Source organism: Stenotrophomonas sp. TWI273, assembly GCF_039674765.1.
Lineage (GTDB): Bacteria > Pseudomonadota > Gammaproteobacteria > Xanthomonadales > Xanthomonadaceae > Stenotrophomonas.
Genome location: NZ_JBDJOA010000003.1, coordinates 364161 through 388067 on the forward strand (window position 1 = coordinate 364161; position 23907 = coordinate 388067).

Below are 23907 nucleotides of genomic sequence, written 5' to 3' on the forward strand. Positions count from 1 at the left end.
GGGCGGCAGCCGGGGCACCGGCGCCGCATGAGTTACGCCGCAAGGATCCCGCGGCCCAGCAGCGCTTACGTGCGCCGCCGGGCCAGGTCCTCCAGCATTTCCCAGGATTTGAGCCCCCGCCCGCCCAGATGGTGCATCAGCACCGCGCGCATCGGCCGGCGCAGGCTGCCCAGATCTTCGGGCCCCGGCATGTCATCGGCGGCCAGCGCCAGCAGCGCGCTGCCGGTGGCCGTACCCCGGCGTTGATCCACGCCACGGTCGCTGAGCAGGCGGCGCGGCCCCTCCTGCGGATCCAGCTCATAGCGCGCCGCCGGGTCCACCGGCTCCTCATCGCTGCCATGCAGCAGATCGAAACCGAAGCCCAGGGCCTCCAGCAGGTCGCGCTCGAAACGACGCAGCGTCCAGGCCAGGGGCTCCCCGTCACGCAGCCGCGCACGCACCTGCGCGTAATGGTCGTACAGCTCGGGCAGCGGATCTTGGCGGGGCGCCAGCCGCATCATCAGTTCGTTGATATAGAAGCCGGCCAGCATCGCCTCACCGGTGAGCCGGGGCGCGGCGTCCAAGGCCTCGGCACCGCGCAGCTGGGCCAGTTCGCCCCGCTGCACGGCCGTCAGGCGGATCCACTGCAGCGGCTGCAGGGCCGCGCGCAACGCCTGGCTGCGCGGGCTGGACACGCCCCGCGCCAGCACCCCGATGCGGCCGTACTGCTCGGTCAGCACCTCGACCAGCAGACTGGTTTCCCGCCAGGCCCGGGCGTGCAGTACGAAGGCCGGTTCATCGTCGATGCGCATGACTCAACCGCCCGGGGCCGGAGTGGCCGGCTTATTCGTAGCCGAACGCCTTGAGCGCGGCTTCGTCGTCGGACCAGCCCTCGCGCACGCGCACCCAGGTCTCCAGGAAGACCTTGGCGCCGAACAGGCGCTCCATCTGCAGGCGCGATTTGGCGCCGATTTCCTTCAGGCGGGTGCCGGCCTTGCCGATCACGATCGCCTTCTGGCCTTCGCGTTCGACCCAGATCACCGCGCCGATGCGCAGCAGGTTGCCGTCTTCGACAAAGCGCTCGATCTCGACCGTGGTCGCGTACGGCAGTTCCTCGCCCAGCTGGCGCATCAGCTGCTCGCGGACCAGTTCACCGGCGAGGAAGCGCTGGCTGCGGTCGGTGATCTCGTCTTCGCCGAACATCGGCGGGGCTTCCGGCAACAGCTTCATCAGGTCGCGGACCAGCGACTCCAGGCCGTTGCGCTTCTGCGCCGAGATCGGGTGCACCGCCGCAAAGGTGCGGCCTTCGGTGACCTGCTGCAGGAACGGCAGCAGCGCGCCCTTGTCCTTCAGGCGATCGATCTTGTTGACCACCAGCACCACCGGGATGCCCGAGTCGCTGAGCACATTGAAGGCCAGGGTGTCTTCGTCATCCCAGCGGCCGGCCTCGATCACCAGCATGCCCGCGTCCACGCCCTCGAGCGAGCCGCGCGCGGCGCGGTTCATCACCCGGTTCATGGCGCGCTTCTGCGCACGGTGCAGGCCGGGGGTATCGACCAGCACGATCTGGCCTTCCGGGTAGCTGGCAATGCCGAGCAACCGGTGCCGCGTGGTCTGCGGGCGGTTGGAGACGATGCTGACCTTGGCGCCCACCAGGGCGTTGGTCAGGGTGGATTTGCCGACGTTGGGGCGACCGATGACGGCCACGCTGCCGGAACGATGGGGGGTTGCTTCGTTCACTTGGAATCCAATTGCTCAAGGGCGGCGGCAGCCGCTTGTTGTTCGGCCAGCCGTCGCGAGGCACCTTCGCCTTCGGTGCTGACAGCGGGGTCGGTTACGCCGCAGCGTACCCGGAAGGTCTTGGCGTGATCGTCACCCGATTCTGACACCAGCTCGTACAGCGGCAGCGCCTTCTGGCGGGCCTGCAGCCATTCCTGCAGCCGTGTCTTGGGGTCTTTCTCGGGCTTGCCGGTGGCCGGCAGGGCCTGCATCGAGGCGCTGAACCAGGGCAGCACCACCGCCTGGCAGGCGGCAAAGCCGGCATCGAGGTAGATCGCCGCGACCACCGCTTCCAGCGCATCGGCCAGGATGGAGTCACGGCGGTGGCCGCCGGTCTTCATCTCGCCGGGCCCCAGGATCAGGCGCTCACCGAGCTGCAGCTCGCGCGCGATCACCGCCAGCGCGCCTTCGCGCACCAGCTCGGCCCGGGCACGGGTCAGCGCGCCCTCGTCGGCCTTGGGCCAGCGTTCGTAGAGCGCCTGGGCCACCATCATGTTGACGATGCTGTCGCCGAGGAATTCCAGCCGCTCATTGTTGGGCGTGCCGGCGCTGCGATGCGTCAGCGCCTGCTGGAGCAGGCCCGGATCGTTGAAGGCGTGACCGATCAGGTCACCGCGTTGGAAGGTCTTAGTCGGCACCGCTACGGGTCAATTCCTGGTTTGAATCAAATTTGCCCACCACGTCCAGATTACCGATCATTTCACGGCGCACTTCGTAGTAGACCTTCATGTTCCAGCCGCCATCGATGCGATCGAACTTCACGTCGGCGGGTTTCACGTTTTCGGAGTAATTGATGTACAGGCGCTTGAAGAACATCTCCTGGATGCGGCGCGGCTCCATGTTGCCCACGCCCGGCTCCTTGGCCAGGCTCTTCATCGCCGAACGCACGGCGTAGTACTCCTGGTACATCGGGAACAGCTTCATCCCGATGTACAGGAAGAAGGCGACCACGATCAGCACCACCAGGAACGAGGTCAAGGTGATGCCGCGCTGCGATGTCATGTTCTTCATTGCGTTCTCCCCAGATACGCGTGTGCCATGAATCAATGGATGGCCGTGCCGATCCGCGACGGTTCGAAGCCGTCCTTGCAGAACCAGCCCGAGCAGTTCAGCCAGATCAGGAACGCCTTGCCCCGGAGATTCTCCTCCGGCAGCAGGCCCCAGAAACGGCCGTCGTCACTGTTGTCGCGATTGTCGCCCATGACCAGGTACTTGCCGGCCGGGACGGTCCACTGCCCTTCGCCTCGCGCGTAATCGGTCTCCAGCACGGTATGCGTGCGGCCCGGCAGGTGCTCGACCAGCAACGAGCTGCCCTCGCCCTGACCGTTGTGGCCTGCGTACAGACCCTTGTTGTCGTATTTGACCGGCTCGCCGTTGAGGATCAGGCCGTTGCCCTGGAACTCGATCTGGTCGCCCGGCACGCCGATCACGCGCTTGATGAAGTTCTCACCCTTGGCCGGATCGTTGTCCGAGTGGCCCGGGAAATGGAACACCACCACGTCGCCGCGCTTGGGCTCGCCGAACGGGATCACCTTGGCGTTGTTCAGCGGCAGGCGCAGGCCGTAGGAGAACTTGTTGACCAGGATGAAATCGCCGATCAGCAGGTTGGGCATCATCGAACTGGACGGGATCTTGTACGGCTCGGCGATGAAGCTGCGCACCACCAGCACGATCGCCAGCACCGGGAAGAACGCCCGCGCGTAGTCGACCATCACCGGCTCGGTGTCCAGCAGGCCGGCGCGCTGGGCGCGGCGCTTGGCGAAGTACAGCTTTTCGGCCAGCAGGATCAGGCCCGAGGCCAACGTCAGTACGACCAGGAGGAGCTCAAACAATTTCATGCAGTGTCCTTGGGAACGATTGCAGCGGTGTGGTGTGCCCCTGCGCGTCCGGCGACACCGATCCGGTACCGCCTGCCGCTGCCGGGAAAGCCATCCGGCCTTACTTGTCCATCTGCAGCACGGCCAGGAAGGCTTCCTGCGGGATTTCCACGCGGCCGACCTGCTTCATGCGCTTCTTGCCTTCCTTCTGTTTCTCGAGCAGCTTCTTCTTGCGCGAAACGTCGCCACCATAGCACTTGGCCAGCACGTTCTTGCGCATCGCCTTGACCGTGGTGCGCGAGATGATCTGCGAGCCGACGGCGGCCTGGATGGCCACGTCGAACTGCTGGCGCGGGATCAGTTCCTTCATCTTCTCGCACAGCTCGCGGCCCCGGCGGTCGGCATGGCTGCGGTGCACAATCAGCGACAGCGCATCGACCTTGTCGCCATTGATCAGCACGTCCACGCGGACGAACGGGCCGGCATCGAAGCGCACGAAGTGATAGTCCAGCGAGGCATAGCCGCGGCTGACCGACTTGAGCTTGTCGAAGAAATCCAGCACCACCTCGGCCATCGGCAGCTCGTAGCTGATCTGCACCTGGCTGCCCAGGTAGTTGATGCCGATCTGGCTGCCGCGCTTTTCTTCGCACAGCTTGATGATGTTGCCGATGTACTCCTCGGGGGTGAGCACGTTGGCGCGGATGATCGGCTCGCGGATCTCATCGACCATGTTCACCGGCGGCAGCTTGGCCGGGTTGTCCATGTTGATGATGCTGCCGTCGGTCTTGAGCACTTCATAGACCACGGTCGGCGCGGTGCTGATCAGGTCCAGGTTGTACTCGCGCTCCAGGCGCTCCTGCACGATTTCCATGTGCAGCATGCCCAGGAAGCCGCAGCGGAAGCCGAAGCCCATGGCTTCGGAGCTTTCCGGCTCGAAGCGCAGCGCGGCATCGTTCAGGCGCAGCTTGTCCAGCGCTTCGCGCAGGTCCGGGTAATCCTCGGCATCGACCGGGAACAGGCCGGCGAACACGCGCGGCTGCATTTCCTGGAAGCCCGGCAGCGGCGTGGCGGCCGGGTCGGCGGCCAGGGTCAGGGTGTCGCCGACCGGCGCGCCGTGCACGTCCTTGATGCTGGCCGTCACCCAGCCCACCTCACCGGCGTTCAGTGCCGGCAGCACCTTGCGCTTGGGGGTGAACACGCCGACGTTGTCGACCTGGTGGTTGCGGCCGGTGGACATCACCTGCAGCTTGTCGCCGGCCTTTATCTGGCCCTGCATCACGCGCACCAGCGAGACCACGCCGAGGTAATTATCGAACCACGAGTCGATGATCAGCGCCTGCAGCTTGTCGGTATCGCGCGGCACCGGCGGCGGGATGCGATGCACGATCGCTTCCAGCACGTCGCCCACGTTCAGGCCGGTCTTGGCACTGACGGCCACCGCGTCGGTGGCGTCGATGCCGATCACGGCCTCGATCTCGGCCTTGGCACGGTCGATGTCGGCGGTGGGCAGGTCGATCTTGTTGATCACCGGCACCACTTCCAGGCCCTGCTCGACCGCCGTGTAGCAGTTGGCAACGGACTGTGCTTCCACGCCCTGGGCCGCATCGACCACCAGCAGCGCGCCTTCGCAGGCGGCCAGCGAGCGGCTGACTTCATAGGAGAAGTCGACATGCCCGGGGGTGTCGATGAAGTTCAGGTGGTAGGTGTGGCCGTCTTTGGCGACATACGGCAGCGAGACCGACTGGGCCTTGATGGTGATGCCACGCTCGCGCTCGATCGGGTTCGAGTCGAGCACCTGCGCCTCCATCTCACGGGCCTGGAGGCCGCCGCAAAGCTGGATGATGCGATCGGCCAGCGTGGACTTGCCGTGGTCGACGTGGGCGATGATGGAGAAGTTGCGGATGAACCGCATCGAATCAGAAGACATAGGTGGCGGCGGCGCGTCGCGTCGTCAGGATGACTGCGGATTATCGCATGGCCGGCCCGGTCCCGCGTGCGGCCGCCCGCGATTGGCGTGATCGGCCCGCCAGAAACGACCGGGCCCGCCGAAGCGGGCCCGGAAACGTAGGCGGGGCGGGGCTTACTGCCCGGCCTTGACCGCCACGAAGGCGCTGTTGCCGTTGGCGCGGATCAGCAGCATGACCACATCGCCCTTGGCGTAGCCGCCCAACGCCTTGTTCAGCGCGGCCACGCTGCCGACCGGGGTCCGGCCGACCTGCAGCACCACCAGGCCCGGCGACAGGCCGGCGTCACGCGCGGACTGGCCGTTGACCCGGGTGATGCGCACGCCCTCGCCCGCCGACAGGCCCAGCTGCTGGCGCTGCGGGGCGGTCAAGTCGGCCACCTCCAGCCCCAGCAGGGCATTGGCGCCGGCCTCGGGCTTGGCCGCGTCCGCGGCAGGACGGGCGGCGCCACGCTCGGCGTCTTCGGCCAGCTCGGTCAGGGTGGCGGTGATCTCCCGCTCCTTGCCATCGCGCAGCACGCTCAGGCGCACCTTGCTGCCCGGCGGCAGCGCGCCGATGGCCGGCGGCAGATCGCTGAAGGTGTTGATCGGGCTGCCATTGACCGAGCGGATCACGTCTCCCGGCTCGATACCGGCCTTGAGCGCTGCGCTGCCCGCGACCACCTCGTTGACCAGCGCGCCGCGGCTGTCCGGCAGGCCCAGCCCCTGGGCCTTGAGGCCATCGATCGGGCCGACCGCCGCGCCGAGCTGGCCGCGGCTGACCCGGCCGGTCTTCTTGATCTGCTCCACCGCACCCATCGCCAGGTCGATCGGGATCGCGAAGCTGATCCCCATGTAGCCGCCAGAAGCGGAGAAGATCTGCGAGTTGATGCCGACCACTTCACCACGGGTATTGAGCAGCGGGCCACCGGAGTTGCCCTGGTTGATCGCCACGTCGGTCTGGATGAAGGGCACATAGCGCTGGTCCGGGCCGCCGGTGCTGCGGCCGACCGCGCTGACTACGCCAGCGGTGACGGAGTGGTCCAGCCCGAACGGCGAACCGATCGCGACCACCCATTGCCCAGGCTTGAGGGTGTTGGAGTCGCCCACGCGCACGGTCGGCAGATTCTTTCCGTCGATCTTGAGCAGTGCCACGTCGTACTGCTGGTCACTGCCGACCACCTTGGCGGTGAACTCACGGCGATCGCCAAGCTTGACCTTCACTTCGCTGGCATCAGCGACCACATGGTGATTGGTCAGCACGTAGCCGTCGGCGGAGATGATGAAGCCCGACCCCATGCCGCGGCCGCGGATGCTCGGGGTGCCGTCATCGGGACCGTCCGCGCCCTGCCCTGGCATCTGGAAATCCGGGCCGAAGAAGCGGCGAAAGAACTCCGGCATGTCCTGATCGGACGGCCCGGCCATGCGTGCCTGGCGGTTACTGCGCACGATGGTGGTCTCGACATTGACCACGCCCGGCCCGACCTGTTCGACCAGATGGGTGAAGTCCGGCAGGCCACTGACCAGCTGCGGCGCCGGCGCGCGGGGTGCAGCAGCGGCCGCCGGCGCGGCAGCGGTGGCCGGCGACGGCGACTGCGCGCAGGCCACCAGTGGGAGCGTCATGGCGATCAGCGCCAGGGCATGGGTACGGATACGGGCGGTCATCAGACACGAACCTCCGGGTCAGGGAACAAAGGGGGGGAACGCTCCGGCGCACAGGCCGGAGCGGAGCGTCAGCGCGACGATGCTCAGTCGCGGTGCCGGCGCGCGGGTTCGGCCGATTCGGCCGACTCCTGCAGGCGCGGCTCGAACGGATAGAACGCGGCCTGCGGCGCCTGTGTGGAGAAACTCGCATTGAGCGCGCCACCTGCGGCCGGGGCCAGACTGGAGCGCGGCCAAGGCTTGGCCTGCAGAGTGCCGACCTCGCCGAACGGGAACTGCCGCGCGGCGGCCGCCGGCATGGCCGGGGCCAACGGCGCCTGGCTGGCGATCGCCCGCTGCGGCTCGGCACTGCGCTCGGCGGCGCTGCGCGCAGCCTGCTGGGTACGCGTGGCGCTGGCGCGGCGTGCCGTCGCCACCTCCTGGCGGCGGCTGGCGGCAGCCACCGCGGCAGCGGGCACCGCCGCCACGGCGAGCGCCTGTTCGGCGGCAGAGGCTTCGGTCACCGGCGCGGCAGGAAGCTCGGCCTGGCTGGCGATGATGGTGGTCGGCGCGTCCAGCGGGGCCGGGGCCGGCAGCTGCTCGCGGGTCATGAACATCGCCACGGCCGCGACGGAGGCGGCCAACGCCGCCCCCCCGCCCCAGCGTCGCCAACCGACACGCCGTTCCTGACGGTCCTGGCTGCGCTCGACACGCGCCTGCATCGCCGGTGCCGGCTCGGCCGCCACGGAAACGCGCACACGCTCGGCGAAATCGACCGGCGCCGGCGCGCAGGCCTGCCCGCGCAGCACATCGCCCAGCATCTGCCAGCGTTCGTTGCAGCTCGACAACGCCTCATCGTGTTCCAGCCGGCGCAGCATGAAACGGGCTTCATCGGCGGACAGCTCGCCATCGATCAACGACGACAGCTGCTGCCGGTAATGGGCGTCGAATTTATCGGGGGACGCGCCCCGGGAAGCATCATTGGACATATCGTGGCTCATGCGCGGCTCTTCTCGCGGGTGGCGCTGCCCACATCGAGCAGCGGCCGAAGTTCAGTGTCGATCGCCTCACGGGCACGGAAGATCCGCGACCGCACGGTGCCGATCGGGCACCCCATCTTCTGCGCGATTTCGTCGTAGCTCAGGCCGTCCACCTCGCGCATGGTGATGGCCGATCGCAGTTCTTCAGGCAGCGCGGAGACCGCCTTCATCACCGTCTGTTCCAGTTCCTGGCGCATCAACTCGCGTTCGGGCGTGTCGGTGTCGCGCAGGCGGGTGCCGCTGTCGTACTGCTCGGCGTCCCCGATCTCGATGTCATCGGTGGGCGGGCGGCGGTTGTGGGCGGCGAGATGGTTCTTGGCAGTGTTCACGGCGATCCTGTGCAACCAGGTATAGAACTGGGCGTCGCCACGGAAACTGCCGATCGCGCGATACGCGCGGACGAAAGTGTCCTGGGCCACGTCCTGACATTCACTCCAGTCCGCGATGTAGCGCCCGATCAGCGCGATGACCCGATGCTGATACTTGCGTACCAGGACATCGAACGCCGCGCTCTCGCCACGCTGCACACGTCGGACCAGCTCCAGGTCCAGCTCCTGTGGTGTTTCAACCTCGGCCATGGGGGGCCGCACTCCTGTCAGCCCAACCGACGTCGGGCAATGAGACTGCCAATCCCGGGAAAAGTTCAGCGCTCGATCACACAGCGCCGCACCAGCTTTTAACCACCGTTCCGTTAAGGTTTCCGATCCAGGCAATGAATCGACGGTATCTCTCCCCCAGCTATAGGGATTTGACGGGGAGGAAACAACCTCTGGATCATAGCCCCCTTCTCCATACACAACCGGATGGAACGTTCCCATGCTCTCAGGCTTCGATGGGCTCCGCTTCTCGCATTGGCACCCGCAGATCCGTGACGATGGCGTCGTCGTGCTCAGCCTCGACCGCCACGACAGCAGCGTCAATGCCATGTCGCAGGACGTGCTGCTCGAACTGGGCGACCTGATCGAGCGGATCGCGATGGACCCGCCCAAGGCGGTGGTGATCCAGTCGATCAAGGCGGCCGGCTTCATCGCCGGAGCGGACCTGAAGGAATTCCAGGAATTCGACCGCCGCGGCACCGTCAATGACGCAATCCGCCGTGGCCAGAGCACCTACCAGAAGCTGGCCGAACTGCCCTGCCCGACCGTCGCGGCAATCCATGGTCATTGCCTGGGCGGCGGCACCGAGCTGGCCCTGGCCTGCCGTTACCGCGTGGCCTCCAATGATGCCTCCACCCGCATCGGCCTGCCGGAAACCCAGTTGGGCATCTTCCCGGGCTGGGGCGGCAGCTCGCGCCTGCCGCAGCTGGTGGGCGCCCCGGCGGCGATGGACATGATGCTGACCGGCCGCAACCTGTCAGCCTCGGCCGCGCGCAACATCGGCCTGGTCGACAAGGTCGTCGCACCGGCCGTGCTGCTCGATACCGCGGTGTCGCTCGCGCTGAAGGGCACTACCCGCCCATTCAAGCAGCGCGCGACCGCGTGGATCACCAACACCTGGCTGGCACGCAAGCTGCTCGCCCCGCAGATGGCCAAGCAGGTCGCCCGCAAGGCGCGCAAGGAGCACTACCCGGCCCCCTACGCGCTGATCAACACCTGGGCACGCACCGGCGGCAGCCCGATCCAGACCCGTCTGGATGCCGAGCGCCGCGCGGTGGTGAAGCTGGCCGGCACCCCGACCGCACGCAACCTGATCCGCATCTTCTTCCTGACCGAACGCCTGAAGGCGCTGGGCGGCAAGGACCACGGCATCCAGCACGTCCACGTGGTCGGCGCCGGCGTGATGGGCGGCGACATAGCGGCATGGTCGGCTTACAAAGGCTTCAACGTGACCCTGCAGGATCGCGAGCAGCGCTTCATCGACCCGGCCATGGAACGCGCGCAGGCACTGTTTGCCAAGCGGGTGAAAGACGACAGCAAGCGCCCGGCCGTGGCCGCGCGCCTGAAAGCCGATCTCGCGGGCGAGGGCGTGGCCCAGGCCGATCTGGTGATCGAAGCCATCATCGAAAACCCGGACGCCAAGCGCGCGCTGTACCAGTCGCTGGAGCCGAAGATGAAGGCCGATGCGCTGCTGACCACCAACACCTCCTCGATCCCGCTGGACGAACTGCGCGACCACATCCAGCGTCCGGCGCAGTTTGCCGGCCTGCATTACTTCAATCCGGTCGCGCAGATGCCGCTGGTGGAAATCATCCATCACGACGGCATGGCGCCGGAGACCGAGCGTCGCCTGGCCTCGTTCTGCAAGGCGCTGGGCAAGTTCCCGGTGCCGGTCGCCGGCACGCCCGGCTTCCTGGTCAACCGCGTGCTGTTCCCGTACATGCTTGAAGCTGCCACCGCGTATGCCGAAGGCGTGCCGGGCCCGGTGCTGGACAAGGCCGCGGTGAAGTTCGGCATGCCGATGGGCCCGATCGAACTGCTCGACACCGTTGGCCTGGATGTGGCCGCCGGCGTAGGCAAGGAACTGGCGCCCTTCCTCGGCCTGCAGGTGCCGGCGGCCCTGGCGACCGTGGAACAGGGCAAGCGTGGCAAGAAGGACGGCCAGGGCCTGTACAAGTGGGAGAACGGACGCGCGCAGAAGCCGGACGTCCCCGCCAATTACGAGGTCCCGGCCGATCTGGAAGACCGCCTGATCCTGCCACTGCTCAACGAAGCGGTGGCCTGCCTGCATGACGGCGTCGTCGCCGACGCCGACCTGCTCGACGCCGGCGTGATCTTCGGCACCGGCTTCGCCCCGTTCCGCGGCGGCCCGATCCAGTACATCCGCGCCACCGGCGCCGATGCCCTGGTCGAACGTCTCAAGGTCCTGCAGCAGCGCTACGGCGACCGTTTCGCCCCGCGCCCGGGCTGGGATTCGCCGGCGCTGCGCGAACCGGTCATCTGAGCATCGCAACAACGCCAGCGCACGCTGGCGTTGTTGTTTCCGCCGCCGGCGTACAACCAGAACAACCTGTTACCGATACAGGCCTCCCACCCCCACACCCCGCATGCGATGCTCCCGCTCTGTCCCCGCCAGCGAGACCGCCGCATGACGACCATCATCGCCCCCCGCATCCATGATATCGGTGGCCTGCAGGTCCGCCGCGCCGTGCCGACCCTGCAGGCGCGCAGCGTCGGGCCGTTCGTGTTCGTCGACCAGATGGGCCCGGCCGTGCTCTCCCCCGGCACCGGGATCGACGTGCGCCCGCATCCGCATATCGGCCTGGCCACCGTCACCTTCCTGTGGTCCGGCGCCATCGGCCACCGCGATACCCTTGGCTCGGACCAGGTCATCCGCCCCGGCGACGTCAACTGGATGACCGCCGGCCGCGGCATCGCCCACTCCGAACGCACGCCTGCCGTCGAACGCGAGCACGACCACCCGCTGCACGGCATGCAGACCTGGCTGGCGCTGCCGAAGAGTGCCGAAGAGACCGATCCCGCGTTCTATCACCATGCTGCCGCGACCCTGCCCCAGCAGCGCCGCAACGGCGCCTGGCTGCGCGTCATCGCCGGCCGCGCGTACGGCGAAGAATCCCCGGTCAAGGTCTTCGCCGATACCCTCAACGTCGCCATCGATCTGGACGCCGATGCGGAAATCGACCTGGATACCGGCCACGCCGAGCGCTCGCTCTACATCCTGGAAGGCCAGGCCCAGCTTGACGGTGTGGACGTCCCTGCCCAGCACCTGATCATTCCCGAACCCGGTGCCCGCGGCCGCCTGCGCGCCAAGACCCCGATCAAGGCGATGCTGATGGGCGGCGAACCGCTCGACGGGCCGCGTCACCTCTGGTGGAACTTCGTCTCCAGCTCCACCGAACGGATCGAGCAGGCCAAGCACGACTGGGAATCCGGCCGCTTCGGCACGATTCCGGGCGACGATAAAGAGTTCATTCCGCTGCCTTCGTACTGAGCCGACACGCCGGCGGCCAACCGTTCGTCGGCTGTTGACGCCGCCGTCACCCCGATGAACCCCGATTCAGCTACGTTGCGCCTGCCCACCCCGGGCATAACGTTGGAGCACGTCGATGAGCATGGGCAAACGTCTGGCCGCCGAGTTCCTGGGCACGTTCTGGCTGGTGTTGGGCGGGTGTGGCAGCGCGGTACTGGCCGCCAACTTCGGTGGCGATGGCAATCCGCTGGGGATCGGCTTTCTGGGCGTGGCGCTGGCCTTCGGCCTGACCGTGCTGACCGGCGCCTATGCATTCGGACACGTCTCCGGCGCGCACTTCAATCCAGCGGTCAGTGTTGGCCTGTGGGCTGGCGGCCGCTTCCCCGCGCGCGACCTGCTTCCCTACATCCTGGCGCAGGTGCTGGGCGGTGCACTGGCCGGCTTCATCCTGCTGCAGATCGCCTCCGGCGCGCCCGGTTTCCAGATTGATGGCAGCCAGGCCGGTGCATTCGCCAGCAACGGCTATGGCGCGCTGTCGCCGGGCGGCTACAGCGTCGCCGCCGCCTTCCTCTGCGAGGTGGTCCTCACCGCGTTCTTCCTGATCGTGATCATGGGCGCCACCCACGGCAACGCGCCGGCCGGCTTCGCCCCGATCGCGATCGGCCTGGCGCTGACATTGATCCACCTGATCAGCATTCCGGTCACCAATACCTCGGTCAATCCGGCGCGCTCCACCGCCGTGGCGCTGTTCGCCGGCAGCGGCGCGCTCAGCCAGCTGTGGCTGTTCTGGCTGGCACCGCTGTTGGGCGGCCTGATCGGCGGCATCGTCTACAAGTGGATGGGCGCCGCGCCCCGTTGACCGGTGTGGCCGGGCGGTCCCGGACCGCCCGGCCTCGGTGCAGAAAGGTTCACCTGAAACCGTTGTTTGTACACTGAGTCACATTCCGTTAAGGTCCCGATCACTCGTCCGACACTGACGGCAGCGAGTGATCCGGTACGCGCGCGGGGAATGCGCCACCACGGCCTGGGTTGTCGACGGCCACCGGACTGCCTGTCAGCGACGGACGCGATCATCGACCTTGGGGGAACCATGAACGTCCTGCGCGCTGTCGTATGTGTGTGTCTGCTGGTCACTGCCGGCGCCGTTGCGGCGCAAACGACCAGCGAATGTCCGTCCCTGCCCGCCAGCAGCGGCCTGCAATGGCAGTCGCTCGTCCAGCGCGACTTCATCCTGTGCAAGGCCACCGCCGCCGATGGCCGCGAAGTGCTCAGCCTGACCTTGAGCGCGCGCAATCCCGAGCTGCCGTTGAACCGCGCGCTGCGCCAGGAAAAAGGCAGCTTCGCGGGTGAAACCCTGTACTGGTACCAGCCCGACCTGGGGGGACAGAAACCGCCGGGCTATGACACCCGCCGGATCACCGTGGTGAAATTCGACAAGAACCGTTTTGCGCAGATTGCGCTGTACGCCGGCGACAAGAGCGAACTGGGTTCGCTGCAAACGCTGGCGCAGGGGATGAACCTGACGCCCTCGGCTGTCGCCGCCGGGCGCTGAGGACGAGGTCGGGACAGTGCACCGCACTCATCCCGTCATCCACGGTAGCGCCAGCCGCTGGCCGGCGCCTCCCACACCGTCAGGTGTCATGCGCCGGCCGGCCAGCGACCGGTGCCCACGTGCCTCAGAAGCGGCCTTCCTGGAAATCCACGAAGGCCTGCATCAGCTCCTGCTTGGTGTTCATCACGAACGGCCCATGCCGCATGACCGGCTCGCGCAGCGGGCGGCCGGCCACCAGGATCAGGCGCGCACCGGTTTCACCGGCACGCAGGCTCAGCTGCTCGCCGCCGCCCAGCACCGCCATTTCCTGCTTGGCCACCGGGCGCGCGTCGTCACCCTCGCCGACCTCCAGGCCCCCTTCGAACACGTACGCGAAGGCGTTGTGGCCATCCGGCAGCGTGTAGCTCCAGCCCGCGCGCGCATCCAGGGTGATGTCCAGGTACACCGGATCGGTGGCCGGCTGCACGATCGGCCCCACGGTGTCACCTACCTGGCCGGCAATGACCTTGATCTGCACGCCGTCGGCCGGCACGGTCACCGGGATGTGGTCCGGCGCGAACTCCTGGTACTTCGGATCGGTCATCTTGTCGCGCGCCGGCAGGTTCACCCACAGCTGGAACCCACGCATCTGTCCGGATTCCTGTTCGGGCATTTCCGAGTGGATCAAGCCGCGGCCTGCCGTCATCCACTGCACGCTGCCCGGCGTGAGCAGGCCCTCGTTGCCGTGGTTGTCCTTGTGCCGCATGCGGCCATCGAGCATGTAGGTGACGGTTTCGAACCCGCGGTGCGGATGGCTGCGGAAGCCGGCGATGTAGTCCTCGGCGCGGTCCGTGCCGAATTCATCCAGCAGCAGGAACGGGTCCAGGTCGGGCAGCGAGGGGCCACCAATCACCCGCGTCAGGCGCACGCCGGCGCCATCGGAGGTGGCCATGCCACGGATGGTGCGCAGCACGCGCACCGGGGTTGGGCTGCTCATGGTGACTCCAGGGTCGGTGATCGATCAACAAGATGGCCTCGCCGGCCCCGCCGGCCAACCGTCATGCCCGCAACCGATTGTTCCAAGCGTGATGTTCCGGCGACGTGCACAGACACGCGCCACACCCACCCTACGACCAAAGTACTAGCAGCAAGCCCCCGCCATTGCATTGACCCCGTCAGTGCCAAGGCGGACTCTTACGACGATCTCCAGGGAGACGCAATCTCATGAAAGGTTTTTCAAAACTGGGTTGGGCAGTCATCGCACTGCTTGGCGCATTCTGTCTAGGCACCGTCGCGCTGCGCCGCGGTGAGCCCATCAATGCGCTGTGGATCGTCGTCGCTGCGGTCTCCATCTATCTCATCGCGTATCGCTTCTACAGCCTGTTCATCGCCGACAAGGTGATGCAGCTCGATCCGACCCGGGCCACGCCCGCGGTGATCAACAACGATGGCCTGGATTACGTCCCGACCAACAAACACGTGCTGTTCGGCCATCATTTCGCCGCCATCGCCGGTGCAGGGCCGCTGGTCGGCCCGGTGCTGGCCGCGCAGATGGGCTACCTGCCCGGCCTGCTCTGGCTGGTGGTGGGTGTGGTCGTGGCCGGCGCGGTGCAGGATTTCATGATCCTGTTCCTCTCCAGCCGCCGCAACGGCCGCTCGCTGGGTGACCTGGTGCGTGAGGAAATGGGGCCGGTACCCGGCACCATCGCCTTGTTCGGCGCCTTCCTGATCATGATCATCATCCTGGCGGTGCTGGCGATGGTGGTGGTCAAGGCGCTGGCCGAAAGCCCCTGGGGCATGTTCACGGTCATCGCGACCATGCCGATCGCCATCCTGATGGGCGTGTACATGCGCTACATCCGCCCGGGCAAGATCGGCGAGATCTCCGTGGTCGGCCTGATCCTGCTGCTGGCCGCGATCTGGTTCGGTGGCAAGGTCGCCGCCGATCCGGTCTGGGGACCGGCCTTCACCTTCACCGGGATCCAGATCACCTGGATGCTGATCGGCTACGGCTTCGTCGCCTCGGTGCTGCCGGTGTGGCTGCTGCTGGCCCCGCGCGATTACCTGTCCACCTTCCTCAAGATCGGCACCATCGTGGCGCTGGCGATCGGCATCCTGATCGTCATGCCGGAACTGAAGATGCCGGCCCTGACCCAGTTCGCCGCCAGTGGCGACGGCCCGGTCTGGAAAGGCGGGATGTTCCCGTTCCTGTTCATCACCATCGCCTGCGGCGCGGTCTCCGGCTTCCATGCCCTGATCGCCTCGGGCACCACGCCCAAGCTGCTCGCCAATGAGCGTCACATGCGCTACATCGGCTACGGCGGCATGCTGATGGAATCGTTCGTCGCGGTGATGGCGCTGGTGGCCGCCTCGATCATCGACCCGGGCATCTACTTCGCCATGAACGCACCGGCGGCCGTGATCGGCCCGGATGCGGTCTCCGCTGCGGCCTACATCAGCAATACGTGGGGCTTCATCATCACCCCCGAGCAGCTGGAGGCCACGGCCGCGGCGATCGGCGAGCCGACCATCCTGCACCGCGCCGGTGGTGCACCAACGCTGGCGGTGGGTATCGCGCAGATCCTGCACGAAGCGATCCCGAGCGGCAGCAACGCGATGATGGCGTTCTGGTACCACTTCGCGATCCTGTTCGAAGCGTTGTTCATCCTCACCGCGGTCGATGCCGGTACCCGTGCCGGTCGCTTCATGCTGCAGGACCTGCTGGGCAACTTCATCCCGGCCCTGAAGAAGACCGAATCGTGGACCGCCAACATCATCGCCACCGCCGGTTGTGTGGCGCTGTGGGGCTATCTGCTCTACACCGGCGTGGTGGATCCCTTCGGCGGCATCCAGACCCTGTGGCCGCTGTTCGGCATCTCCAACCAGATGCTCGCCGGTATCGCGCTGATGCTCGGCACCGTGGTGCTGTTCAAGATGAAGCGTGACCGCTTCGCCTGGGTGACCGGCGTGCCGGCCGTGTGGCTGCTGATCTGCACCACCTATGCCGGCCTGATCAAGATCTTCGACAGCAACCCGGCGCAGGGCTTCCTGGCCCAGGCGCACAAGTACCAGGATGCGATCGCCAGCGGCACGCTGACCGCCCCGGCCAAGACCGTCGGCCAGATGCATCAGATCGTGGTCAACGCCTACGTCAACACCGGCCTGACCGTCCTGTTCCTGTTCGTGGTGTTCTCGATCCTGTTCTACGCGATCAAGACCATCTTCCTGGCCCGCCGCACGCCGCAGCGCACCGACAAGGAAACCCCGTACGTGGCGCTTGAGCCGCACCAGATGGCGGACCTGTGATGAGTACTGAACTCGTCCCCGCTGGTCAGTACCAGGCCCACCGCCGCATCTGGCGGCGCCTGGTGCAGACCGCACGGCTGTGCTGCGGCATTCCTGATTACGACAACTACGTCCGGCATGTGCTGGAGAAGCATCCGGACCGCGTGCCGATGGACTACAAGACATTCTTCCGCGAGCGCCAGGAGGCGCGTTACAGCGGCAAGAACGGGGGGCGCTGCTGCTGACCTCCGGCAGCGGCACTCGAAAACGGCGGCGCGAAAGCGCCGCCGTTTTTTGTCGGGTCGCGTTTGCCACTGCCTGCGACAGGCCTCAGGGGCAGCCGGCCAGCGCGGCCGGCTTTACTGGAGCGTGAGGGGGCTCAACGTTACCTGTGCATTGTTCGCCGCGCCCATCCGCCCGGTATAGGTCTTACCGCGCTGGAGCAGATAGAAGCTGTCCAGGTAGTCGGTATCGTTGGTAAACCAGCCGCTCGGCATGGCCTTGAGGATCGCGCCGCCGATCTCGGCAATCACCGCATACTCCGGGGCGAAGGCACCCAGCCCCAGCTTCACGCCTTCGGTGAGGGCGATCAGCAGGTCCTTGTAATTGGTGTCGCCATCGTCTTCGAACAGTTGCACGTTGGCGGTATCGAACCGGTAGTTGCCCCAGATCACCAACGGTTGGCCCGGGGTGTAATCGGTCTTGTCATGGTCCAGGTACGGCAGTGACACCGTGGCCATCTCCGGCTCTGCCTCGCCTGTCTGCAGGCCGGAGACCACGGCGAACACTTCCGCGCCGCCCAGCGCCCACGGCTCGCCGTCATTGGCCAGGCGGATACGGTCAAGCCGGGTGACATCCAGGGAGGTCGATCCATCGGCGGCCACCGTGAGGCGATCGGCCGACTGCAGTCCCCTCGCCTGCAACCCGGCATTGATCAGGGCCATGCCTTCCTGGACCGCCTGCCCGGTATCGATGTCCACAATCAGCACCGGGAAGGTCGGGGCCACCTGCGCATCCAGCAGATGCTGACGCCCGTGCCGGTCGTAGGCCACCAGGGAGGTCCATGTGCGGTCGTTTCCCTTGGGCAGCACCGCTACCCAGAGATCGGCAGGCGCCACCGACGCCAGGGTCTGCCCTGCCGGGACGAAGCTGCGGACCTGCAGCAACCCACGATCTGCGGCCGGCAGGCCCTTGTACTGGCGGACCAGATCATCGCGTTCGGACAGCATCCGCGACGCCAGGCTGTTCCCACCCGGATCGCTCTCGGCCAGGACCGCGGTCAACGGCAGCCCGCGTTCGGGGTGCTCCGCCAGCGCATCGACGAGGGCGCCGGCCCGTGCCGGCTGCCCGAGCCACGCCGCCACATCGCGTGCACTTGCATCGGCCACGGCATGCACACTTCCTCGCTCGCCCGGGGCAGCTTGTACGGACACAGAAGCGAACATCAGTACGCCGGCGGTGATCACCGACATCAACACGTCTTTGGTCTTCATCGTGCTTCCTGACAGGTGTCGACTGCCGTCGACAAAGAAGCCATGCCATGCGCGTTCGGCGCACGGCACAGTGCATGGCGCCGGACCTTACGCGGCGGTGCCAGGGCGATCCCGTACGCCTTTCACACTTCATGGCAAATGCAGCCATTTCTGACACCGGCGCGTGACCTGGGTCCCAGACCCATGTCGTTCAGCGGGTCATCGCCGCCAAAAAAAGAGGCGGCCATCAAGGCCGCCTCGGGAGTGGACAACGTGGCGCGCGTACTACGCGCCGGCCATCCATTTCAGGATCAGGCCGGTCACATACGCCAGGCCGGTCCCGGTGGCATAGCCCACGGTGCCCAGCAGCACGCCGACCGGCGCCAGCGACGGATGGAACGCGGCGGCGACCACGGGTGCCGACGCCGCTGCACCGATGTTGCCCTGCGAGCCGATCGCGAAGAAGAACAGCGGCGCGCGCAGCAGCTTGGCGGCGATCAACAGCACCAGGATGTGGGTCAGCATCCAGATCGCGCCGAGCGCGAACAGCCATGGCCGCTCGAGCAGCGAGAGCAGGTCCATCTGCATGCCGATGCAGGCGATCAGGAAATACAGGAACAGCGTGCCCAGGCGCGAGGCACCGGCCGACTCCAGGCGCCGCACACGGGTGAAGCTCAGACCCAGGCCGAGCGCCGTGGACAGCAGCACCACCCAGACGAACGCGCTGTCCAGGCTGAACTGGCTGGCCCAGCTCACATTGGCCTTGAACCAGCCGCTCAGCGGCGCGGCGATGGCATGCGCCAGGCCGACGCCGCCCAGCCCCACACCGACGATCACCATCAGGTCGGTCAGGCTCGGAATGCGGGCATTCTGTGCTTCGTATGCCGAGATGCGCTCCTTCATCTCATCAATGGCGCGGGTATCGGCCCCGCTGCGGGCATCGATCTGCTTGGCGCGGTTGGCCAGGAACAGCAGGACCGCCATCCACAGGCTCGCGCAGGCCACATCGACCACGGCGAACTGGCCGAACGTCGTCGCATCGGTGCCGAACACTTCACGCATCGCCACCATGTTGGCGCCGCCACCGATCCAGCTGCCGGCCAGGGCCGCCATGCCCTTCCAGGTATCACCGGCCACGGTGGCCGGGTGGATCCAGGACATCGCCTGGAACGACACGATGGCGCCGAGGATGATGCCCAGCGTGCCGGCGCAGAACATCACCAGCAGCTTCGGCCCCAGCTTCATGATGCCCTTGAGGTCGATCGACAGGGTCAGCAGCACCAGCGCGGCGGGCAGCAGCACGTCACGCGCGATCGGGTTGTAGAGCGGGGTGTTGTGGCCGTCGATGAGGCCGGCGGTGTTGTAGATGGCCGGGATGAAGTAGCACAGCAGCAGGGCCGGTACCCACGCGAAAATCTTCTTGAGGATCGGGGTCGGGCCGCTGGCGGCCCAGAAGATCACCGCCAGGGTGGCGGCGATCAGGCCGAGGCCGACGATGTCATTGGTGATCAGGGCAGTACTGGGTTCGGTCGGCATCAAGCCATCCTCTGTCGATCGAAGGGAAAAAAAAAGCGCCGCATAGAGCGGCGCCTCCGGAGCTTAACATTGTCTTCACGACACCACACTTTGCGGCGCAGCGAGCAGGACGATCACGACGCCGGCAGCGATGGACGTTCACTGCGCCCGGGCAGCGAGGCCCCCAGATCGAGGATCACGCAGGTGCCCCGGGGGACACAGGGCTCGATCTGCAGCGCCCAGCCCAGGTGTTCACAGAGCCGAGCGATCAGCTCCAGGCCGATCCCGCTCTGTTCGTTGCGGTCGCCCCGGGCCATGCGCGCATGCACCGCCGCGATCTCTTCCGGACTCATGCCGAGCCCCGGATCCTGCAGGGTCACCACCGCCTGGTCGGAGACCTGGATGTGGATGGTGCCGCGGCCGCTGTTCTCGATCGCGTTGCGCAGCAGATTGCCGATCGCCGCCTGGACCACGCCCAGTGGCGCGACGATATCCACCCGCGCCAGGCCGTCGATCTCGATGCGCAGGTCCTTGTCGCCCATCAGGTGACGATGGTCTTCAATGATGTCCGGCACCAGCAGATCGAGCGGAATTCGCTCGCCCAGTGCAGCCAGCCGCGCCGGGTCGCGCGCCAGCACCAGCAGCAACTGGATCAACTGCTCCACGCCCTGCGCGGTGCGGTGCACCCGCTGCATCTGCTGGCGGGCGCGGTCGGGAATGTCCGGCTGGCCAAGTGCCAGTTCCGCGGCGCCGGTAATCACCGCAATCGGCGTGCGCAGCTCATGGCTGGCCGTGCTGATGAAGATCCGCTCGCGCTCAACGAACTGTTCGTTGCGCGCCAGGTAGTCGTTGAGCGCGTTGGCGATCACGTACAGCTCGGAGCTGGCCCGTGGGTCCACCTCCACCCGTTGCCCCGGAACACCCGGCCGCAGGTCGTCGATGCGCCGGGCCAGCGAGCTCAGCGGCCGTACCAGGCGACCGACGCCGAAAGACGCCATCACCACGGTGACGATGATCATCAGCACACCGGCCAGCAGCACCCAGCGCGTGGCGAACTGTTCCAGCTCACGGAAGTCATTGATGTCCAGCACCAGTGCCAGCCGCCCCAGCTGCGTGGTTTCGCGGACCATCACCGCGCTGGCGCGTCCGTTGACCTCCACACCGTCGTGCAGCCCCGGATGCAGCGTGCGCAGGCTCTCCGGCACCGTCGGGCTGCCGTTGATGTAGAACAGCCGCAGGGTGTCCGAATCCTGCCAGCGGTAGTGCGGCTCGTGTTCGATGTGGTTGACGATGCTGTCCAGCTCGGAGTTGAGCAGCGCGCGCCATGCCGAGTGCTCGGCGTGTTCGTGCACGTAGTTGCCCACGCTGAATACCGCCAGCGAGATCAGCGCGAGGTAGCCCAGCAGCCACCACACCATGCGCCGGTGCATGGGCGCTGGCTTGGGCGCGCGCTTATGCCACTTCATCGGAACTGTCCGCAGCCGACACGCCGAGGCGGTAGCCGACCCGCGGCAAGGTGTGGATCAACTTCTGCTGGAACGGGCCGTCCACGCTGCGGCGCAGTTCGTACACATGCGAGCGCAGCAGATCGCCATCGGGCAACTCGTCGCCCCACAGCGCGAACTCCAGCTGCTGGCGGGTCACCGCGCCCGGGCTGGCCCGCATCAGTACTTCCAACAGCTTGCGGCAGGCCGGGTACAGGTGCAGCGCCTTGCCGTCGCGCTGCGCCTCCAGCGTGGCCAGATCCAGCTTGAGGTCGGCCACTTCCAGCACCTTGCGCGGATTGCGGCCCTTGGCACGCACCATCAGTGCCTCCAGGCGCACTTCCAGCTCGGGCAGCGCGAACGGCTTGGTCAGGTAATCATCGGCACCCGCACGAAACCCCGCGATTTTGTCCGGCAGCTCATCGCGTGCGGTGAGCATGATCACCGGCACTTCCGAGCCGTGGTCAGCACGCAACCGGCGCAGGACCTCCGGGCCCTCCATGCGCGGCAGCATCCAATCCAGGATCAGCGCGTCATAGGGCTGCGACACGGCCAGGTGCAGGCCGGTCACGCCGTCGGGGGCGACATCGAGCACATGGCCCCGCGACTCGAAATAATCGAATAGATTGGCAACCAGCTGACGGTTGTCTTCAATGACCAGCAGCCGCATGGGAGACTCTCGTGACCGGTTGAACGCATGGTAGCGGGAACCGTGTCGGAATCCGGTCGCAATGGGGTGGTTTACGACGCTTTTCCTACGCTGTCGGGGAGACAGTGGCTGTTTTGCCGACGAGCCTGGGCGTGATCGAATCCTTCTTCCTGCGGCGCTGGCCGCGTGTGCTGGTCTGCCTTGCCCTGCTGCTGGCGCTGGCGGCCGGCATCGGCCTGCGCCAGCCCTCACCGCCGGATGAGCCGCGCTTCGTGCTGGCCGCGCGTGCCATGGTCGAGTCCGGCCAGTGGCTGCTGCCGCACCGCGGCAGCGAACTGTATGCGGAAAAACCGCCGGTCTTCATGTGGATGCAGGCGGCCAGCCACCAGCTGTTCGGCGGCTGGGCCCTCGCCTTTCTGGTGCCCTCGCTGCTGGCCGCGCTGCTTACGCTGTGGCTGACCTGGGATCTGGGCCGGCGGCTGTGGACCCGGCGCGTCGGCTGGTGGGCCATGCTCGCGTTGTTCAGCTGCCTGCAGTTCGGCCTGATGGCCAAACGGGCCCAGATCGACATGGTGCTGGTGGCGATGACCACCCTGTCGCTGTGGGGGCTGCTGCGCCACCTGCTGGAGGGCCGCAACCGCCCGGCGTTGTGGTTGGCCGGCTTCGCTGCCGGGGTGGGCACTGTGACCAAGGGCGTCGGCTTCCTGCCGCTGCTGGTGCTGGTGCCGTTTGCCCTGTGGCGCTGGCGCGCCCGTGGCACGGCATTGCCGCCGGGCACCGCACGCGATCTGTGGTGGTTGCTGCCGGCCTTCCTGCTCGGCACGGCGGTCTGGCTGGCGCCGTTGGGCATCGCCCTGCTCAACGCGACCGATCCGGCACTGCATGCGTATGCACGCGAACTGCTGTTCAAGCAGACCGGCACCCGCTACGCGAACGCCTGGCACCACGTGAAGCCTGCGTGGTATTACCTGCAGGTGATGGCGACGTTGTGGCTGCCCGGCAGCCTGCTGTTGCCGGCGCTGATCCCCGCGTGGTGGCGCCGCCTCAACCGCCTGGACGGACGCTGGTGGCTGCTGCTGGGTTGGGCGCTGCTGGTACTCGTCTTCTTCAGCGCCAGCCCGGGCAAGCGCGAGGTGTACATCTTCCCGATGCTGCCCGCGCTGTGCCTGGCCGCCGCACCGCTGCTGCCCGGGCTGCTGCGCCGGGCCGGGCTGCGCTGGCTGCTGTGGGCGTACGTCGCCGTGCTGGGCGCGGCGGCGCTGTACATCGGCACACAGCTCTGGAGCGGCAGCGCGTGGGCGCACCTCCAGCTGGCCCGACGTGCCATGCCCGATGCGCTGCTGCCCGTGCTGGGCGGCTGGCTGATCGCCTTCGGCGTGGCGCTGCTGGCCTTGGCCCTGTGGTGGCGCCAACGGCGCGCGGGCGCGCTGGTGGTGGCGACCGCCTTCCTGCTCTGGAATCTGTACGGCTGGGTGTTGATGCCCACGCTGGATCCGTACAGCTCCGCCTCCGCCGTGATGCAGCGGGTGGGCGCGCGGATCGGGCCGCAGGCGGAGCTGGGCGTAGTGGCCTGGCGCGAGCAGAACCTGCTGCAGGCCGACCGCCCGGTGACCGATTTCGGCTTCAAGACGCCATGGGAGCAGCAATGGCAGGCCGCCGGTCCGTGGGTGGCGCAGGCCCCGCAGCGCCGCTGGCTGCTGGTGCTTGATGAGGCGATCAGCCCGTGCGTGGACCCGTCGGCGGTGATCGAGATCGGCAGCGCCAACCGCAACCGCTGGCTGCTGTTTCCGGGCACCGCCTGGCAGGCGGACTGCCATGCCGCCGTGACCGCTACCGACACCGCGCAGGACGAGGAAGACTGAACGGAAGGTCGCGCTTAACCGGCGGCCAACATCGCTCCGACCGC

General features: G+C 67.1%; 21 protein-coding genes. 7 read left to right on the forward strand and 14 right to left on the reverse strand.

Translation table 11 applies throughout. The annotated features are described in order from the left end of the window. Window positions 1-65: 65 nt before the first annotated feature. The 9 genes from recO to rpoE form a co-directional block, all read right to left on the reverse strand. Window positions 66-791 (reverse strand): DNA repair protein RecO, encoded by a 726-nt coding sequence (recO, locus tag ABE571_RS06245; RefSeq protein ID WP_313211358.1) that lies wholly within the window; start codon window positions 789-791, stop codon window positions 66-68. A gap of 31 nt (window positions 792-822) precedes the next feature. Then, window positions 823-1719 (reverse strand): GTPase Era, encoded by an 897-nt coding sequence (gene era, locus ABE571_RS06250; RefSeq protein ID WP_121038751.1) that lies wholly within the window; start codon window positions 1717-1719, stop codon window positions 823-825. Further along, window positions 1716-2396 carry a ribonuclease III gene (rnc, locus tag ABE571_RS06255; RefSeq protein WP_313211357.1) on the reverse strand — a complete coding sequence of 227 codons (681 nt, stop codon included), beginning with the start codon at window positions 2394-2396 and terminating at the stop codon, window positions 1716-1718. Before rnc ends, era begins: the two co-directional genes overlap by 4 nt. Next, window positions 2386-2769, reverse strand: coding sequence for a DUF4845 domain-containing protein (locus tag ABE571_RS06260; protein WP_088434521.1), 384 nt, complete (start codon window positions 2767-2769; stop codon window positions 2386-2388). Before ABE571_RS06260 ends, rnc begins: the two co-directional genes overlap by 11 nt. Before the next feature lie 32 nt (window positions 2770-2801). Beyond that, entirely contained in the window at window positions 2802-3596 is a 795-nt protein-coding gene (gene lepB / locus ABE571_RS06265; protein ID WP_313211356.1) for a signal peptidase I, read from the reverse strand. Window positions 3597-3696: 100 nt separating this feature from the next. Continuing rightward, window positions 3697-5487, reverse strand: coding sequence for a translation elongation factor 4 (gene lepA, locus ABE571_RS06270; protein ID WP_313211392.1), 1791 nt, complete (start codon window positions 5485-5487; stop codon window positions 3697-3699). Between the two features lie 168 nt (window positions 5488-5655). Continuing rightward, entirely contained in the window at window positions 5656-7182 is a 1527-nt protein-coding gene (locus ABE571_RS06275; RefSeq protein ID WP_313211355.1) for a DegQ family serine endoprotease, read from the reverse strand. 83 nt (window positions 7183-7265) lie between these two features. Beyond that, complete coding sequence (locus ABE571_RS06280; protein ID WP_346493381.1) at window positions 7266-8159, reverse strand: sigma-E factor negative regulatory protein; 894 nt, start codon at window positions 8157-8159, stop codon at window positions 7266-7268. Continuing rightward, window positions 8156-8776, reverse strand: a complete 621-nt coding sequence (gene rpoE / locus ABE571_RS06285; protein WP_313219082.1) for an RNA polymerase sigma factor RpoE — start codon at window positions 8774-8776, stop codon at window positions 8156-8158. Before rpoE ends, ABE571_RS06280 begins: the two co-directional genes overlap by 4 nt. A gap of 238 nt (window positions 8777-9014) precedes the next feature. Here rpoE and ABE571_RS06290 point away from each other — a divergent pair, with 238 nt between their 5' ends. The 4 genes from ABE571_RS06290 to ABE571_RS06305 all read left to right on the forward strand — a co-directional run bounded on the left by ABE571_RS06290 (window position 9015) and on the right by ABE571_RS06305 (window position 13617). After that, window positions 9015-11078, forward strand: a complete 2064-nt coding sequence (locus ABE571_RS06290; RefSeq protein ID WP_346463036.1) for a 3-hydroxyacyl-CoA dehydrogenase NAD-binding domain-containing protein — start codon at window positions 9015-9017, stop codon at window positions 11076-11078. A gap of 144 nt (window positions 11079-11222) precedes the next feature. After that, window positions 11223-12086, forward strand: a complete 864-nt coding sequence (locus tag ABE571_RS06295; protein ID WP_313211351.1) for a pirin family protein — start codon at window positions 11223-11225, stop codon at window positions 12084-12086. A 115-nt stretch (window positions 12087-12201) separates the two neighbouring features. Continuing rightward, complete coding sequence (gene aqpZ, locus ABE571_RS06300; protein WP_313211350.1) at window positions 12202-12924, forward strand: aquaporin Z; 723 nt, start codon at window positions 12202-12204, stop codon at window positions 12922-12924. Window positions 12925-13155: 231 nt separating this feature from the next. Further along, window positions 13156-13617, forward strand: a complete 462-nt coding sequence (locus ABE571_RS06305) for a hypothetical protein (RefSeq protein WP_313211349.1) — start codon at window positions 13156-13158, stop codon at window positions 13615-13617. 124 nt (window positions 13618-13741) lie between these two features. Here ABE571_RS06305 and ABE571_RS06310 read toward each other — a convergent pair whose 3' ends face one another. Continuing rightward, window positions 13742-14593: a pirin family protein gene (locus tag ABE571_RS06310; protein WP_346493382.1), complete on the reverse strand. Its 852-nt coding sequence runs from the start codon at window positions 14591-14593 to the stop codon at window positions 13742-13744. Between the two features lie 227 nt (window positions 14594-14820). Here ABE571_RS06310 and ABE571_RS06315 point away from each other — a divergent pair, with 227 nt between their 5' ends. Beyond that, window positions 14821-16902: a carbon starvation CstA family protein gene (locus tag ABE571_RS06315; protein WP_313211347.1), complete on the forward strand. Its 2082-nt coding sequence runs from the start codon at window positions 14821-14823 to the stop codon at window positions 16900-16902. Continuing rightward, complete coding sequence (locus tag ABE571_RS06320; RefSeq protein WP_019183464.1) at window positions 16902-17126, forward strand: CstA-like transporter-associated (seleno)protein; 225 nt, start codon at window positions 16902-16904, stop codon at window positions 17124-17126. Before ABE571_RS06315 ends, ABE571_RS06320 begins: the two co-directional genes overlap by 1 nt. 114 nt (window positions 17127-17240) lie before the next feature. Here the strand turns inward: ABE571_RS06320 and ABE571_RS06325 are convergent, their stop codons facing one another. From ABE571_RS06325 to ABE571_RS06340, 4 genes are all read right to left on the reverse strand, one after another. After that, window positions 17241-18374, reverse strand: coding sequence for a DUF3103 family protein (locus ABE571_RS06325; RefSeq protein WP_346493383.1), 1134 nt, complete (start codon window positions 18372-18374; stop codon window positions 17241-17243). A gap of 264 nt (window positions 18375-18638) precedes the next feature. Next, window positions 18639-19889 carry a DUF819 family protein gene (locus ABE571_RS06330; RefSeq protein ID WP_313219090.1) on the reverse strand — a complete coding sequence of 417 codons (1251 nt, stop codon included), beginning with the start codon at window positions 19887-19889 and terminating at the stop codon, window positions 18639-18641. A gap of 113 nt (window positions 19890-20002) precedes the next feature. Then, window positions 20003-21334, reverse strand: a complete 1332-nt coding sequence (locus ABE571_RS06335; protein WP_346493384.1) for a HAMP domain-containing sensor histidine kinase — start codon at window positions 21332-21334, stop codon at window positions 20003-20005. Further along, window positions 21321-22022, reverse strand: coding sequence for a response regulator transcription factor (locus ABE571_RS06340; protein ID WP_346481452.1), 702 nt, complete (start codon window positions 22020-22022; stop codon window positions 21321-21323). The genes ABE571_RS06335 and ABE571_RS06340 overlap by 14 nt, the downstream gene beginning before the upstream one ends. Before the next feature lie 131 nt (window positions 22023-22153). Here ABE571_RS06340 and ABE571_RS06345 point away from each other — a divergent pair, with 131 nt between their 5' ends. After that, on the forward strand, window positions 22154-23863 hold the full coding sequence (locus ABE571_RS06345; protein WP_313212760.1) for a glycosyltransferase family 39 protein: 1710 nt from the start codon (window positions 22154-22156) through the stop codon (window positions 23861-23863). Window positions 23864-23907: the final 44 nt, after the last annotated feature.